Origin of the sequence: Kangiella sp., assembly GCF_014762745.1 — a bacterium.
Taxonomy (GTDB): Bacteria; Pseudomonadota; Gammaproteobacteria; order Enterobacterales; family Kangiellaceae; genus Kangiella.
Map to the genome: position 1 here is coordinate 12,958 of NZ_JABURJ010000015.1, position 15,259 is coordinate 28,216.

A 15,259-nucleotide genomic window follows, 5' to 3' on the forward strand; every position below is an offset into this window, starting at 1 on the left:
TCTCTCAACTTTTAAACATTTTTTCTGCTAACTTCAAATACTGTCCGAGTGAATTTTTTTCAGAAAAATTCTCAATCAGGGTTGCTCTTGGAGAGTAGAGTACTTTAGTTCTGCTAAATTGCTCACAAATCTCATCAATTTTAGTTGCCAAAAGCGATGCAGAACCACTTTTGCAAAACCAGCCTAAATTATAATCTCTAAGCAGTAATTCGAGCTCTGAGCCCTCATCCGCAACCAACAAAATAGGTTTGTCGGCGGCCATTGAAAAGTATGCCTTGCTAGGGACGCCGAGTCCGAACATTCCTTTATTCAAGGTAACAAGGGCAACATCTCCAGAGCCCAGCCCCAAGTCGTTATCTTGCAAAGATAATTCACCATAATAGTATGTATTATAGTTATCCGAGTCTGAAACAAACTTTCCGACTAAATCCTGTTCAGCTCCGCCACCAATAAATAAAAACCGCGCATTCTTCGATTTAACTTTTCTTATCGCTTCTAGTAACATAGGCACACCCTGCAGTCGACCTATATTTCCAAAGTAACAAAATACTACGTCGTTCTCCCAACCGAGGTCTTTTATGATTGGGTTATTCACTTTTGAACAAACCTCTATTTTTTCATGATCAGCCCAGTTTGGGATAACATGCACTCTGTCTTCGGCCACTCCTATATCCACTAATATTTTTGCCATATCCCTACCTATTGGAGCAATAGCATCGGGTTTTGTATAAACCACTTTAAAAATTTTCTTCAAAAATTCATACAGGAGATTAGGTCGCATTACGCCCGAAGGAATAAGATTGTTAGGGAAAATATCATGGCATAGTACTAACCACTTAAACCCTTTATACTTCTTCAACAAAGCCATAAATAAAGCCCCAATAATGGGGTTCGTCCCACTAAAGACTAGATCATCTTTCGTTACTAAAGAAACAACTGTTCTATTTAGCGACCAACTGTAGTTAAGTTGACCCATTACTCTAGTTAGCAACCTATTTTTGTTGAATTTATTACCTTTAACATAAGCGACCTTGATACCAGTTTCTTCAAAAAAAACTTCAGTGTAAGAGTTTTTTGGGCAAATTACTTGTAAATCAAATGTTGAATCGAAGTACTGTGCTATTTTTGCCCAATAATAAGCGGTTGAATTATGGTTAAGACCAATATATTCGGTAACAATAAACACCTTTTGTTTAGCGACGGACACTTTAATACTGTTTCCAAACAACACGCATTATATAATCACGATAACTGTGTAGAATTCTGACAACTTTATCTGACACATTTGGCATACTATAGTCATAGACAGGTCTTAACAAACGAACTTCACCACATGGCTGGCTTTCTAAGACCTCAAGAGCCTGCAATACTCTCTCCACTTCTAACCCCACCATCATGACAGAGGCCTCCTCAAAAGCCTCTGGCCGTTCATGCGCCTCCCGGATGTTCAACGCTGGGAAATTCATAATAGAAGACTCTTCACTAATTGTACCGCTATCTGACAATACTGCTTTAGCTGATTTTTGAAGCTTGTTGTAATCGTGAAAACCTAGAGGCTTTAATAACTGGACAAGTGGATGAAAACTTAGTCCTTGTTCTTCAATTCGTTTTCGTGTACGAGGATGCGTAGATACGATTACAGGTAGTTGATATTTATCAGCTAGCTCATTTAGAACTACGGCAAGCTTATGCATGTTCTTTGGTGAATCTACATTTTCTTCTCTATGTGCACTAACCACATAAAACTTTCCACTTTGTAATTCAAGGCGGTCCAAAACGTCTGATGCATCAATCTGTCGCATATAGTAGTTCAGTACCTCAAACATTGGACTACCTGTTTTAATTACTCTATCGGCAGGTATTCCTTCTGATAGTAAATAATCACGAGCTATCGTGCTATAGGTTAAATTTACATCGGCAGTGTGGTCGACAATACGACGGTTTATCTCTTCCGGCACACGCATATCAAAACAACGATTACCGGCTTCCATATGAAAAGTCGGAATTTTACGCCGCTTTGCAGGAATAACCCCCATACAGCTATTTGTATCACCCAGTACCAACATAGCGTCTGGATTAACATCTGCCAGAACTTTATCAACCGCAATAATGACATTGCCAATGGTTTCAGCACCAGTGCTACCAGCTGCATTTAAAAAATAATCTGGTTTACGCACGCCTAAATCGTCAAAAAAAACCTGATTTAATTCAAAATCGTAGTTCTGACCAGTATGAACAATAATATGTTCGCAGTGGCTATCCAGCGCAGCGATCACACGCGATAGTCTGATAATCTCAGGTCTAGTGCCTACTACCGTCATTACTTTTAACTTTTTACTACTCATACTAAAGGACTCGCTATAGTATCTGGGTTATTTCGATCAAAGATTTCATTCGCCCACAACATAACTATTAACACTTCGTCTCCCACGTTAGTAATATCATGGCTCCAACCTGGAATAGTCTCAATAATGCGATGTTCGGTTGAGTCAGTTGTGAGCTCAAAAAACTCATCCGTGATAATGTGTTTAAAACGATAACTAGCTTTACCTTTTATAACTAAGAATTTCTCGTTTTTACTATGATGATAATGACCACCGCGTGTTACTCCCGGGTGTGCAGTAAAAAATGAAAACTGACCTGTATTTGGGGTTTTAAGCATTTCCACAAAGGTACCACGTGGATCTGTATAACCAGGTATAAGATAAGAGAACTGCTCAGGTGAGAAATAACTTAGATAAGTCGAGTACAACGCCCTAGTTAAACCCACACCAACATCTTCAATAACGAGATTATCTCTGCTTTGTTTAAATTTCTGTAGCGTTTCTACTACACCACCAACTGTAGTCTGGTAAACAGGGGTAACATTCTTATAACCACCGTTCTCTTTATCACCCAGCAAGCTTATAATGGCATCGCAAACATCATCAATATAGACTAATGATAACGCAGCGTTTTTATCATGGACAGTGATAGGTAAGCCCTTGACGATGTTATGGCAAAAGGTTGCTACAGCCGAGTTGTAGTTAGGCTTACACCACTTACCAAATACGTTTGGTAATCGGTACACGTATGCTGGAGCATCAGTATCTTGCATGTAACCTAACACCAATTTTTCAGCTTCCAGCTTGCTACGACCATAAGCATTGTCTCGTTCTGCTTGAATAGAAGATGTAAACACCAGCGGAATTCGTCGTTGTGTTTTCTTAAGAGCGTCTACTAAGTGCGCGGTGAGGTCAGTATTGCCCTGTAAAAACTCCTTGTCATCTTTAGGTCGATTTACACCTGCAAGGTGAAAAACAAATGCAACATCAGATAAAATACTTTGTAGGTCGTTTATGGAATGGCTCCTATCAAAGCGAACGATATCGGTATAGCCATGCTCTGCTAAACGTACAATCAAGTTTTTTGCAATAAATCCCTGTGCACCCGTAACTAAAATTTTCATGCTAATCGTCCAGTTCGAATTCTTCGCCAGCCACTATCGCTCGTATAAAATCAAGCTTTAACAATAATTTTTGCATTCCATCAACATCAAGCCGCTCAGTATTGTGTGAATTATAATCTTCCAGTTCGTTTATCTTCTTATCTCCCTGCTCAAAAAACTTGTCGTAGTTTAAATCGCGGTTATCTGGGGGGACACGATAGTAGTCGCCCATATCAATAGCGCACGCACGCTCTTCGCGGCTAAGCAACGCTTCAAATAATTTTTCTCCATGGCGGGTGCCAATTACATTTACAGGGTGCTCAGGCTTCTGCATTAACTTCAGTAGCGCTTGAGTAAGTATGTCTATGGTTGCTGCTGGTGCTTTTTGTACGAAAATATCTCCATTATTACCATGCTCAAAAGCGTATAACACTAGATCTACTGCGTTTTGCAGTGTCATCATAAATCGAGTCATGTTGGGATCAGTAATGGTTATGGGCTTACCTGCCCTAACTAAATCAACAAATAGGGGAATAACAGAACCACGCGAAGCCATGACATTACCATAGCGGGTGCCACAAATAACTGTTTTGGTAGAGTTTAAATTGCGGGCTTTTGCAACCATCACTTTTTCCATCATGGCTTTTGAAATACCCATCGCATTAATTGGATAAACAGCTTTATCTGTACTTAAACAAACAATGCGTGACACACCATTAATTATCGCAGCTTCAAGCACATTCTCGGTTCCTTGAACATTGGTTTTCACCGCTTCCATCGGATAGAACTCGCAACTTGGTACCTGCTTGAGTGCCGCTGCATGAAAAATAAAATTCACACCACGGGTCGCATTAAGAATGCTGTTATAATCGCGAACATCACCAATATAGAACTTTAATTTAGGATGATTGTATTTTTTGCGCATATCATCCTGTTTCTTCTCATCTCTACTGAAAATTCTGATTTCTTCAATATCACTCTCTAAGAATCGGTTAAGAACAGCATTTCCGAATGAGCCTGTTCCACCGGTTATTAGTAAAATTTTACCTTTAAACATTATTTGCACTACTCTTTTTTATCACAAAATTTTCCACGGAAAATCTTTCCAGCAAGCATCTCATCGTGAATCTCTCTTTCATCTTCACCAAACCTAAACTTCAATACTCTCGCCGGAATACCTGCACATATTGAATACGGAGGAACATCCTTTGTTACAACTGATGATGCTGCAATGACTGCACCTCTTCCAATCGTTACACCTGCCATAATCACAGCACCAAAACCTATCCAAACATCATCTTCAATAATGGTTTGACCTAATTCGGGCCGCCCTGAAAAGATTATAGGAACCCCTGGTATTGTGAACTCATGATCACCACCAACAATACTGACTTTAGGTCCGAACATAACATAATTACCTATTATTACCTTAGGCCCAATCCTACAATCTTCAGCAACAAAACTATACTCGCCAGCCTTGAAGTCCTTTGATATTATGCTTTTGCCTGACATAAAGAAAGTGTTAGCAACACTACTTAAACCATACCTCTTTCTTTTATACCACATGACAAGTCGTCGATATCCAGCATACAGCTTATCATTACTTCTTAAACGGGCTAACAAAGCACTCATTCACTTATCTCCTGATAGAATTTAGAAGCTATGACCTGCCAACTAAAATTGTCATCCATTATTTTATGCGCTACAAATTTAGTTCTTTCTCTAAGTTGACTGTTGCTAAATTTAAGAATAGTTTTCTTCAAGCTCTCAATATCGCCCTCAACATAATCTGACCCAAATCCATTCCATCGCTCAACAGCACTCTCTCTATTACTCATTATAACTGGCAAACCACAAGCTGCGGCATCTAATGTACTTGTTGTTAAGGATTTAGGCCAAACCGCAACATCAGCTAAGCGGTAGTATGCCGGCAGTTCATCCCAAGGTAAAAAGTCAATTACCGTAGATGCTGTATAATTGTCCAAGATATGCCGATGACTGCCACTTCCTATAAACAAAGCCTTAATACTGGGGTCATCTCGATTTAACTGCTCAACAGCTTCGGCTAAAATCTCAACTCCTTTTTGCTTGGTAATCCTGCCCGTCCAAATGCAAATTAGATCATTTTTCTCAAATCCCATTTCTTTTCTTAACGCTAATCGGCTCTGAACCAGTTCTAAACCAAGAGCAGGGGAGAACATACTTGTATCCACACCCAAGGATATGACTTTAGTTTTTGACTTTGGTACCCCATAGAATTCAATAGCAGCCTTTGCACAATCATCAGTTGACGCAATACACTTTTTTATAAATAAACTGAATAAATAGCCAGGTACTTTCCTGCTTATAAAATGAATTGCTTTTTTCCAGTTAAATAAACTCGTTGAGGACAACTGATCATTTATTGCAGAGTAAGCAAGTCCAGTCGAAGTTATTATATTGTACTTTAAAGTCAGTTTGCTAATTATAACCTGTGCAAGCACTGGGGAAGCCAGACCTCTAACAATCACCACATCAGGCTTTAGTTGAGATAATAAGGACCTTAATTTCCTGAAAAGAATTCGATTTGCTATTTTTATTGTAGGAACAGTGTGGACTGTAACCTTATCCATAATCTTAGTGCCGATAATTAGATCTGCATCAACGACACTTTGCTCTTTGTGTTGATAGTAAGCTGGTAGTCCAGCTGTAATAACATCAACTTTATTATTCTGTTTTGCAAGCCACTTAGGTAGTACGTTATCAATATAGCCCAAACCCTCGGTATAGGTCTCAACAATATAAGCAATTTTCAAATTTTGGTCCTTTCGTGAGAGGAAAATAAAAATAGAATTACAAAGAATGCTCCACCAAATGTGGTAATCGATGTTGGTAAAGAAGAGTTAGACAAGGAGACCACGAACACAGAAATTGACAATATGACCATCTTACCATCATGGCCTTTAGCTAAACAGTCGAATATATAGAAGAAACTTGAGAAAACCAACGCCATACTTAGCATACCGATATACCCAGCACTTGCCAACCCATCACTAACATAATAAGGCGCATTAAAATTTCCGAGCCCGTAATAATCGTCCAGTACCAATGGTATCTTCTGGTTATAAGGGTAAGTGACAAACTCATTGATCACAGACACGTGTGAAAAATAAGTAAACTCATGATTGAAGAAATAGTCACTATAAATCAAGGGCGATAATCCCTGCACTAAAAAGACTCTCATAGATATTATGCCCTCATAAAGAAAAGCCAGGTCTTGGAGCTGACTCAAATGAATTATGATAGGAAATAACAACATTCCAGAAAACAAGATGGGCAGGACAGGAAACTTAGTGGGTAAATACTTTAAATATAAATAGCTTAATACGAAATAGCCCGGTGCCAGCAAATACAGCTTGGCTCCAATTGTAAAAAAAAGAAATAAGTAAATAACAAAACCAAATATCAATAGCAATCTTCTTTTTTTTATAATAGCTCTAGCAATCAGAATCGGCGCAAAAAAGTTAGAAAGCCAAACAGGTAGGTATGCAGCCTTGCCAAGCTCTATATCATGCAGAGCATCCCTTTTTTCATATATATCACTCAAGCCTATGATAGAAAAATTTTGTGATAAATAGATGACAACAACAAAAAATAATAAAACCGCAACAGCACTAACCAAGTCATAAACGTTCAAGCTTAGGTTTAACCTAATTTTCGATACATTTAATAATGGTATTCTTGTAGCTATAACATTTATGATAAAAGAGAGAAACAAAATAAAGCTTAAAGCTCGCTTCTCAATATAAAGTGTAATGCCAGAATCGTTTATAATAATCAAACTTGGCAAATATATTATGAGATAAATAATCATGACTATATATGAGCTAGGTCTGGCATTATTAAGCGGTATTATAATTGCCGGTATCAATCCATATATTATAATTGAAACCAAGTCGACAAAAGATGGGGCTCCGTCACCGTAACCAAAGTAATGAAAGTTTTTTACTGCCACACTTGAATAAGCATAATATAGTGAAAGGCAATAAACTAATATTGAAACAATGAAAACTAATCTTTTATGAGCTAGCAACAAACTCATTTCCCACTTGCTTCATTATAAGCTATTAAATAATACACCAAAAAGGATGCAGACAAACTTATCATGGATGCAATTGTTATACTAATATCATTGTCATAAATTAAATATGCAGCTAATAATGACATGGATACTAGAAGTAAACGAAAGACCTGCCAGACAAAGTCCTTATGCTGAGCTCCTGTTATCATCATTGTGTAAGTAATAGGTGCAAGAGAAAACTGTAAAATAAACATAGGCAGTAAAATCTTAATATAGCTTGATACATTTAACCACTCTGCACCTAAATATAATGAAATGAGCAAATCTGAAAATAAAAACAAGAATACAAACCCGACTAACCCTATGATAAAAGAATAAGAAATGGTTTTTAAAAAAACCTCTCTAAAGCTGCCTTTCTCTAGATAGTCCTTAAGTGCAGTAACACGAAAAACCTCACCGATTGATCGACCAATTATTACTGTCGGAGCACCAGCAATTCTTATTGCAAGACTGTAATATCCCGCATAAACATTACCATAGAAAATAGAAAGGAAGTAAATCGGCATATTAGATGAAAAATAGTTTATCGCTGTACCTGGAAATATATACTTCGGGTATTCTGAGTATTTCTTTTGAATAAATAAGACCTTTTTATTCAAAAATAAACTTATTTTTTTTGGTGCAATTATACATATATAAATATTGGCAAATACAAAGCCAATTATCATCCCAAGATAAGCCCCAATATCGATACTTAGAAAATATACAATTACAAGCTGAAGTATTGAGCAAATCCCAGAGTTAATAATTCTGGCAATAGCCATATGTTTAAACATCGAGTGATAGTTGACATATGACTGAAGCCCTTGATTTATACTGAAGAGCAATACTGAAAACGGCAACAGCAACCACTCAGGACTTAAAACTTCGAAATAAATTAAAGTTGTTACAATTAACCCTAAAACCACAAAAAATATTAAGTTTAAGTCTATGGTAAGCACAGTTAATAACCATGACTCCTGCTTGTTTTTAGATGCATTAATTGCATACTCGTACCTAAGAGAGCTAATAGACCCTAGCATCATGGTAGACACAAAAAACAATGAAAACCTTCCAAAAGACTCTTGACCTAATCCTAGTGTCAAAAAAGGGAGTACAACGAAAGGCAAAATCTGAGCAACAACAGTCCCACCAGTTAGACTAATGATATTTCTTAATTTCAAATCAGATTACTTAGATATGCATGCATTGGTAAGCTAAAAACTTCTTTTGATAATCTTGTTGCAACAGGATAGTCGTTATCAGAGTATCCTAGGTATTCAAAGGCAGTTTGTTGATGCATACAAGTACCATAATAAATCATAGTGGGCATACTCTTTTCCTGAAACTGCCCCATAACCACTTCACGATTCTCTGACTGAAGTGTATATTGAGCCCAGGAGCTAAAATAACCTTCAGGAACAAATGGTGTTTTGTATCTGCCTTTGAACTCAGCGTTGTATTTGTCTGCAGCAACATTGCGCGCCTTTAACTCGACCGGGAACTCTTCTAATTTTTCAAGCAGTATAGCTGCTTGAATTGTGTCGAGACGGCTATTCATTCCAATACGAACATTATCGTACTTGTCTTTACCCTGACCATGAACTCTATACGACTTAATCAATGCAGCAAAGTCATCGTTGTTGGTGAAAACTGCACCCCCATCACCATAACATCCTAGAGGCTTCGCAGGAAAAAAGCTTGTTGTAGCTATATCACCAAAGCTACCGGCTCGCTTACCATTAATCTCACCACCAAAACCCTGAGCAGCATCTTCGACTAGCTTGAGATTATATTTATGAGCAATAGCTTCTATTTCTGGATAATTTGCCGGTAATCCAAATAGATCCACAGCTATAATTGCTTTGGGGTTTAGCTCTCCTTTGGAAATTACTTCTTGGATTCTTTTCTCAAGATCTTTAGGGCAGATATTAAAAGTATCGGGATTGGAGTCGACAAATACAGGAGTCGCCCCCTCATAAGCAATCACTTCGGCTGTAGCAAAAAAAGTGAAAGTCGGACAAAAAACTGCATCGCCTTCCTTTACCCCCAAAGTCATCATGGCAAGTGTTAATGCATCGGTTCCATTTGCACATGTTATTGCATGTTTAGCTCCAACATAATCAGCCAGTTTTTCTTCTAACTCAAGAACTTCAGGCCCCATAATGTACTGACCATGCTCAAGTACTTTTTGAATTCGTTTATCTATTCTTTGCTTTAGATGTTTATATTGTGCTGCTAAATCAATAAATTGCATCATTCTTAGTTATACCTTTGAAGAAATCTTTTCAACAGTGGTTCCATTTAATACGTAACGGTCACCGGTATGTTCACAAACTGCTTCACCTTCACCGATGAGTGGTAAATCAAGTTGCTCACCATATTCACTCATCCAGCCACGCTGCTTAGCAGGAACCCCAAGCATTAAGGCATAAGCAGGTACGTCTTTATTCACAACTGCTCCAGCACCCACAAAAGAATACTCACCTATAGTTACACCACATACGATAGTACAGTTGGCTCCGAGCGTTGCTCCTTTTCTAACAATCGTATCTTTGTATTCATCTTTGCGTTCAATGAGTGAGCGAGGATTATATACATTCGTAAATACCATGCTTGGTCCGCAGAATACTCCATCTTCCAGGTACACATTGTCATAGACTGAAACATTATTCTGGATCTTGCAGTTATCGCCAATCTTGACACGATTGCCGACAAATACATTTTGACCCAGCGAAACACCTTTACCAATACTAGCGCCACCACAAACATGCACGAAGTGCCAAACTCGACTACCCTCGCCTATTTGTGCTCCTTCATCGACTATAGAGGATTCATGTTGGTAATAGCTCATGAGCTTATAACCTTTTCTAACAATGGGTGAATGTTGCTTGAGTTGGTTGTAATCGCAGCATCACGAATAACTTCAACAGTTTTTATGGCAGTTCTGTTATCTTCAACTCCATAACCTTTACCAGCGAGAATTCGCTGGTAGCTTTGTGTATGAAGGTCCGTAAAGCCGCCTGAGAACTCTAGCTCTTCTCCCTCAATATTTATACTTCGATAGGTCAGCTTTTCACCTTGTACTGCATTTTCAGGTAGGTTTTTTGCATCTATCGATAAAAACCATTTCACTCTGGCTCTTTCATACTCAAGATAGCCTGAAGCCGTTTTCTCGTCCCTGTAGTGCACTTCATTATGGGTTACATCACCAAATATAAAATGCAACATGTCATAGAAGTGAACACCTATGTTAGTTGCTACACCACCTGACTTTTCGTCGACACCTTTCCATGACTTTAGATACCATTTACCACGTGACGTTAAGTAAGTTAATTCAACATCGAAAACTTTATCTTTAGGAGCGGCCTGAACCTTTTCCTGCAAAGCAATAATTGAGGGATGAAGACGCAACTGCAAAATGGAATTTATTCGTGCTTTATATTTTTTTTCGTAAGACAACAGGCTATCCAAGTCCTTGGTACTCAAAACCAATGGCTTCTCACAAATAACATCAATACCATTTTTTAAAGCATATTTTATATGAGGGGCATGCAAGTAATTAGGAGAGCAGATAGATATATAGTCCAATTTTTCCCCGTTCATTGCACTATCTTCAACAAAAGCCTCAAAAGCCTCAAATTCGGTGAAAAACTCAGCATCAGGGAAATAAGTATCCATAATTCCCACTGAATCATTAATGTCCATTGCGACGACAAGATGATTCCCTGTATCTTTAATGGCCTTCAAATGGCGGGGGGCAATATAACCTGCGGCACCTATTAATGCGAACTTTTTCATTCTTATAACCTTAAATCTGATTCTTCTTTCGGCAATACATGCTTTACATCGTATAAAACATGAAGCTGCTTCCCTAACTTTCTAATAGTTTCGGCTCCCATTTCTTTAAACTGACTATGATCTACTGCGATGACTATTCCATCATAATAATTTTCTTTTAGTTCATTAATTAGTTCAATACCGTACTCTTGTAATACCTCTGATGGGTCTGCCCAGCCATCGTAGATGTCAACACTCATATTAAAATCTTTTAACTCAGTAACAATATCAATGATCTTAGTATTCCTTACGTCAGGACAGTCGCCCTTGAAGGTAAACCCTAAGATTAGAACTTTTGCCTCGTCGATATGTATTTTTTTACTCGAAAGCTTTTTAACTAACTGAGTTGCGACATATTCTCCCATTCCATCATTTATTCTGCGACCAGCTAAAATAACTTCAGGCCTATAACCGACTTCTTGAGCTTTATGAGTCAGATAATAAGGATCTACACTGATACAATGCCCACCGACTAAGCCAGGTTTAAATTTTAAGAAATTCCATTTAGTACCAGCTGCGTTTAAAACTTCCTCAGTATCTATATTTAACTTGTTAAAAATTTTTGCAAACTCGTTTATAACCGCAATATTCAGGTCTCGCTGGGTATTTTCAATTACCTTAGCAGCTTCTGCCACTTTGATAGAACTAGCCTTGTGAGTTCCAGCTGTAATAATTGAGCCATAAAGTTGATCAATAAACTCAGCAACCTCAGGTGTAGAACCAGAAGTTATCTTTAATATTTTGGTGAGTGTATTAACCTTATCACCAGGATTTATTCGCTCGGGAGAATAGCCTGCATAAAAATCTTTGTTATATTGCAGACCTGAATATTTCTCTATAATAGGTATACACACTTCTTCTGTTGCTCCTGGATAAACTGTTGACTCGTAAATAACGATATCGCCATGGTTTATACAGCTTGCAAGCATTTTGCTAGAATTTTCTAAGGGCCTTAAATCAGGTGCATTATTTTCGTCTATTGGTGTAGGGACTGTAACTATATAAAGATTACAGAGCTTTATATCTTCTATATTACTCGAAAACTCAAGATGCTTAGCGGTTCTAAGCTGTTCATCACTGACTTCCAATGTATAGTCATGCCCAGAAACGAGTTGCCGTACTCGACTTTTATTTATGTCAAAGCCAATTACCTCATATTTTTTACCAAGTTCTACAGCCAAAGGCAGGCCAACGTAGCCCAATCCAATAATCCCTATTTTAATACCCTTAAGATCTAACATGACATGAAACCTATTTTTTTCTTATGAAATTGAGTACAAAGACGAATACAACACTCAGGAAGCCACCTAGAAATATGCTCAGCAAAACAATTAAAGTCCTTTTGGGTTTGTCTTTCTCTTCTGGTATTTTTGCTTCACTGACGGTTTTAAAAACATATTCGTCTGACACTTGAGCAAGCATCTTAGTTTTGTGTTGTTCTTGAATGAGCTCACTAAATACAGTACGTATCTCAGCCACAGATGTCTGGTTTATTTGCTCTTCCAGATATTTAATGCTTTCATTTGCTTCGTGAAGAGCTCTTCCTTTCATGTGACTATTGATTTCTTTTACTAACAAGTCGGTCCATTGCTTTGCAATAACTGGAGAGTAGTGAGTTACAGAAATACTAACCAAGCCGGTCTCTTTGTCTTGACTTATCGATAGTCTCTCTTTGAACTGCTCATAAAGCTCCCAGCTTGTTGGTTCTACAGTCTTGCCTTTAGGAGCTTTTCTTATCCATTTATTTTGTTGCGGATCATATAGGTCTTCGTCAATCACAAGTTTATTTGTTGATTGAGTCCATTCTTCAGCAGCAAATAGAGGAACTGCTAAGTCGTGTTTCTTGATAAATTGCTCTGCGAAGCCCCAGCTTTTCATGATTTCCATCGCTATTACGGCATCTGTTGACTCGCCAGCTCCTAAGTTAATTCCAGCTAAGGATGCTAAGCCGCCAAATTGGCCAGCTAGTGATGCTAGTTTTCCACCGCTACCACTATCATTTGGTTGTACTAAAGCGGTTGCTTTGTATTCGTTTGGAAGTGAGAGTGCAATGAATACCGAGCCAACAGCGAACACAAATGTTATTGCTATGATTAACCACTTGCCTTTCCATATTATCGAGAAGAGTTCACGAAGATCAATTTCGTCTTCTTGGTATTGTGGCTGAGGGTAATAGCCTTGGCTTTGTGGTTGTACGTTTTGTTGGTTGTTTTCTTGATTCATAATTTAATTTCTTTATTCTGGCAGGCACATTGGCCTGCCCCTACCTATTGCGTGATTGGGAAAAGTACTGTTGGGATTCACACCGTTGATCCTACCCTAGCAGTACATAACCAACCTACTAAGCTGCCTCATTTCTACTTTATCGGGCAATTCGTGAATTGCCTCTACGCATGCCGTTAAACACTTGTATTGACCTTATCAATTGATGCCTTATAGTTCCATGGTCCAGGATATTCCAATGTTGTATTTGTCCTGTTGGTAGCCGTAAGAGTCGATCAGTTTGTCTTTAACATCGAGCTCAATTCCTAGCAGACCATATCGGGTTGGGTGCTGATACTTAAGTTCAATTTGGTTAAAGCTAATAGCTGCTTCGTTTATGATATGTGTACCGGTTCCATCGCTATTTAAATCTACTTTGGCGAAACGGAGTTTATACCTGTCACCGTTTTTATGGGTCGCTAAAAACCCAAGTGCCAAACTTTGAGTATCGTTATCGTAAGTGGAGCCGATACTTTTTAGCTCAGTACGATAACCTGTTTGGTAAATGCTATGTTCATAGGTCACATTTGGACCGTATTCATTCTCTGTATCACCATATTCTAAGTATCCAGTTACCGCAAAGTCACTGATATAAAAGTTTGCGCTATATCCTAACTGGTAGAACTTTCTCGAAGGAGCATAACCTGCTTCATCTTCACCAATCAATTGACCATATACACTTCCAATATAACTTTTGGTGGGTAAGCGCCAATCAAAATCTATTCCTGCTAGTTGGTTACCTGCTTCATTTGAGTTCAGCCGGTCACCACATCCATCATCGATTTCATCACAATTTGTTCTTCCTATTACGAGGTCAACTAAACTTGATAATGACTCTGGTCGGCCTTCACCGCCCCACTGGGCAGTTCTTCTAAGTCCAATTTCTAGGGATTCAAACGGTTTGAAGGTTACGCTCATACCCAATAACTTAGCATGTGGAATAAAACGATCACTTTCTAACTGGCCTGCAAATGCATTTAGGCTCCAAGGACCTATCCATGATAGCCATGGCGTTTCAAATGGGTCACTGTAATTTCTTTGCAGAGAAATTGCCGGTACTGGGCGAGCATTGTTACTCAGAATCAGGGAGCTGTCCCAGCCTGGCCCATACCACCTTTCCTGAGAACCTGCCGAAATGATCCAGTTACCCCAGATTGTCGCAACATAAGAATGATCAAGCCTTTCTTCTTCACCGTCTAGAGGATCGAATGCTTTTGTAGCCTCAATATTCCATGCAAAGTTTTTGCTAACACCAGTTAATCGGCTACTAACTTCAGCCTTTTCCCGTCGGTCATCCCCGAAGTGGCGCAACAGCTTTGACTGATTACCTGCTTTCAATGATAAACGTTTATAGGTTTCACTATCCGTTTCAAGTCTTGCTTTACGCTTAACACGAAGAAATACCGGTAAAATATTATCATCTAAGTCAGCTCTTGAAGCCGCTTCGAGATCTTTTATTATAGGTGCCCACGGCAATGGCCAAGTCGTAATTGGTGTTTTGATAATTCCTTCGTTAGCTAAAACTTCAATGTCTGCTCGTAGCCAAACATCACGAGTATCCAGCCAAGGCTCAGCTTTAGATATAGATGCGCTAAGTAGTAATAATGTTATTAGAGTTTTTTTCATCAATC

At 38.4% G+C, this 15,259-nt stretch carries 14 protein-coding genes; all 14 read right to left on the minus strand.

Annotated elements, in window-relative coordinates; genetic code table 11:
• Positions 1–4: 4 nt before the first annotated feature.
• The 14 genes from HUJ19_RS00335 to HUJ19_RS00400 all read right to left on the minus strand — a co-directional run bounded on the left by HUJ19_RS00335 (position 5) and on the right by HUJ19_RS00400 (position 15,254).
• Positions 5–1,207, minus strand: a complete 1,203-nt coding sequence (locus HUJ19_RS00335; RefSeq protein WP_290621584.1) for a glycosyltransferase family 4 protein — start codon at positions 1,205–1,207, stop codon at positions 5–7.
• Position 1,208: 1 nt separating this feature from the next.
• Positions 1,209–2,345 (minus strand): non-hydrolyzing UDP-N-acetylglucosamine 2-epimerase, encoded by a 1,137-nt coding sequence (gene wecB / locus HUJ19_RS00340; RefSeq protein WP_290621585.1) that lies wholly within the window; start codon positions 2,343–2,345, stop codon positions 1,209–1,211.
• Complete coding sequence (locus HUJ19_RS00345) at positions 2,342–3,448, minus strand: NAD-dependent epimerase/dehydratase family protein (RefSeq protein ID WP_290621586.1); 1,107 nt, start codon at positions 3,446–3,448, stop codon at positions 2,342–2,344. Before HUJ19_RS00345 ends, wecB begins: the two co-directional genes overlap by 4 nt.
• A 1-nt stretch (position 3,449) precedes the next feature.
• A complete protein-coding gene (locus tag HUJ19_RS00350; RefSeq protein WP_290621587.1) occupies positions 3,450–4,484 on the minus strand; it encodes a polysaccharide biosynthesis protein in 1,035 nt (344 codons plus the stop codon).
• 8 nt (positions 4,485–4,492) lie between these two features.
• Entirely contained in the window at positions 4,493–5,059 is a 567-nt protein-coding gene (locus HUJ19_RS00355; protein WP_290621588.1) for a CatB-related O-acetyltransferase, read from the minus strand.
• Positions 5,056–6,222 carry a glycosyltransferase family 4 protein gene (locus HUJ19_RS00360; protein WP_290621589.1) on the minus strand — a complete coding sequence of 389 codons (1,167 nt, stop codon included), beginning with the start codon at positions 6,220–6,222 and terminating at the stop codon, positions 5,056–5,058. Before HUJ19_RS00360 ends, HUJ19_RS00355 begins: the two co-directional genes overlap by 4 nt.
• The gene (locus HUJ19_RS00365) at positions 6,219–7,508 is read right to left on the minus strand and encodes a hypothetical protein (RefSeq protein ID WP_290621590.1); all 1,290 of its coding nucleotides are present in this window, start codon (positions 7,506–7,508) and stop codon (positions 6,219–6,221) included. The genes HUJ19_RS00360 and HUJ19_RS00365 overlap by 4 nt, the downstream gene beginning before the upstream one ends.
• A complete protein-coding gene (locus tag HUJ19_RS00370) occupies positions 7,505–8,710 on the minus strand; it encodes a lipopolysaccharide biosynthesis protein (protein ID WP_290621591.1) in 1,206 nt (401 codons plus the stop codon). The genes HUJ19_RS00365 and HUJ19_RS00370 overlap by 4 nt, the downstream gene beginning before the upstream one ends.
• Entirely contained in the window at positions 8,707–9,783 is a 1,077-nt protein-coding gene (locus HUJ19_RS00375) for a DegT/DnrJ/EryC1/StrS family aminotransferase (RefSeq protein WP_367273944.1), read from the minus strand. The genes HUJ19_RS00370 and HUJ19_RS00375 overlap by 4 nt, the downstream gene beginning before the upstream one ends.
• 9 nt (positions 9,784–9,792) lie before the next feature.
• Positions 9,793–10,380, minus strand: a complete 588-nt coding sequence (locus tag HUJ19_RS00380; protein ID WP_290621593.1) for a DapH/DapD/GlmU-related protein — start codon at positions 10,378–10,380, stop codon at positions 9,793–9,795.
• Entirely contained in the window at positions 10,377–11,327 is a 951-nt protein-coding gene (locus HUJ19_RS00385) for a Gfo/Idh/MocA family oxidoreductase (protein WP_290621594.1), read from the minus strand. Before HUJ19_RS00385 ends, HUJ19_RS00380 begins: the two co-directional genes overlap by 4 nt.
• Positions 11,328–11,329: 2 nt before the next feature.
• Positions 11,330–12,607: a Vi polysaccharide biosynthesis UDP-N-acetylglucosamine C-6 dehydrogenase TviB gene (gene tviB, locus HUJ19_RS00390; protein WP_290621595.1), complete on the minus strand. Its 1,278-nt coding sequence runs from the start codon at positions 12,605–12,607 to the stop codon at positions 11,330–11,332.
• Between the two features lie 10 nt (positions 12,608–12,617).
• Positions 12,618–13,589: a Wzz/FepE/Etk N-terminal domain-containing protein gene (locus tag HUJ19_RS00395; RefSeq protein ID WP_290621596.1), complete on the minus strand. Its 972-nt coding sequence runs from the start codon at positions 13,587–13,589 to the stop codon at positions 12,618–12,620.
• A 210-nt stretch (positions 13,590–13,799) separates the two neighbouring features.
• Positions 13,800–15,254, minus strand: a complete 1,455-nt coding sequence (locus HUJ19_RS00400) for a capsule assembly Wzi family protein (protein WP_290621597.1) — start codon at positions 15,252–15,254, stop codon at positions 13,800–13,802.
• Positions 15,255–15,259: the final 5 nt, after the last annotated feature.

Excerpts from the sequence above, each read along its gene's own strand:
- wecB (WP_290621585.1), bottom strand. The coding sequence starts at position 2,345 with ATGAGTAGTAAAAAGTTAAAAGTAATGACGGTAGTAGGCACTAGACCT.
- HUJ19_RS00345 (WP_290621586.1), bottom strand. The coding sequence starts at position 3,448 with ATGAAAATTTTAGTTACGGGTGCACAGGGATTTATTGCAAAAAACTTG.
- HUJ19_RS00350 (WP_290621587.1), bottom strand. The coding sequence starts at position 4,484 with ATGTTTAAAGGTAAAATTTTACTAATAACCGGTGGAACAGGCTCATTC.
- HUJ19_RS00355 (WP_290621588.1), bottom strand. The coding sequence starts at position 5,059 with ATGAGTGCTTTGTTAGCCCGTTTAAGAAGTAATGATAAGCTGTATGCT.
- HUJ19_RS00365 (WP_290621590.1), bottom strand. The coding sequence starts at position 7,508 with ATGAGTTTGTTGCTAGCTCATAAAAGATTAGTTTTCATTGTTTCAATA.
- HUJ19_RS00375 (WP_367273944.1), bottom strand. The coding sequence starts at position 9,783 with ATGCAATTTATTGATTTAGCAGCACAATATAAACATCTAAAGCAAAGA.
- HUJ19_RS00380 (WP_290621593.1), bottom strand. The coding sequence starts at position 10,380 with ATGAGCTATTACCAACATGAATCCTCTATAGTCGATGAAGGAGCACAA.
- HUJ19_RS00385 (WP_290621594.1), bottom strand. The coding sequence starts at position 11,327 with ATGAAAAAGTTCGCATTAATAGGTGCCGCAGGTTATATTGCCCCCCGC.
- tviB (WP_290621595.1), bottom strand. The coding sequence starts at position 12,607 with ATGTTAGATCTTAAGGGTATTAAAATAGGGATTATTGGATTGGGCTAC.
- HUJ19_RS00395 (WP_290621596.1), bottom strand. The coding sequence starts at position 13,589 with ATGAATCAAGAAAACAACCAACAAAACGTACAACCACAAAGCCAAGGC.
- HUJ19_RS00400 (WP_290621597.1), bottom strand. The coding sequence starts at position 15,254 with ATGAAAAAAACTCTAATAACATTATTACTACTTAGCGCATCTATATCT.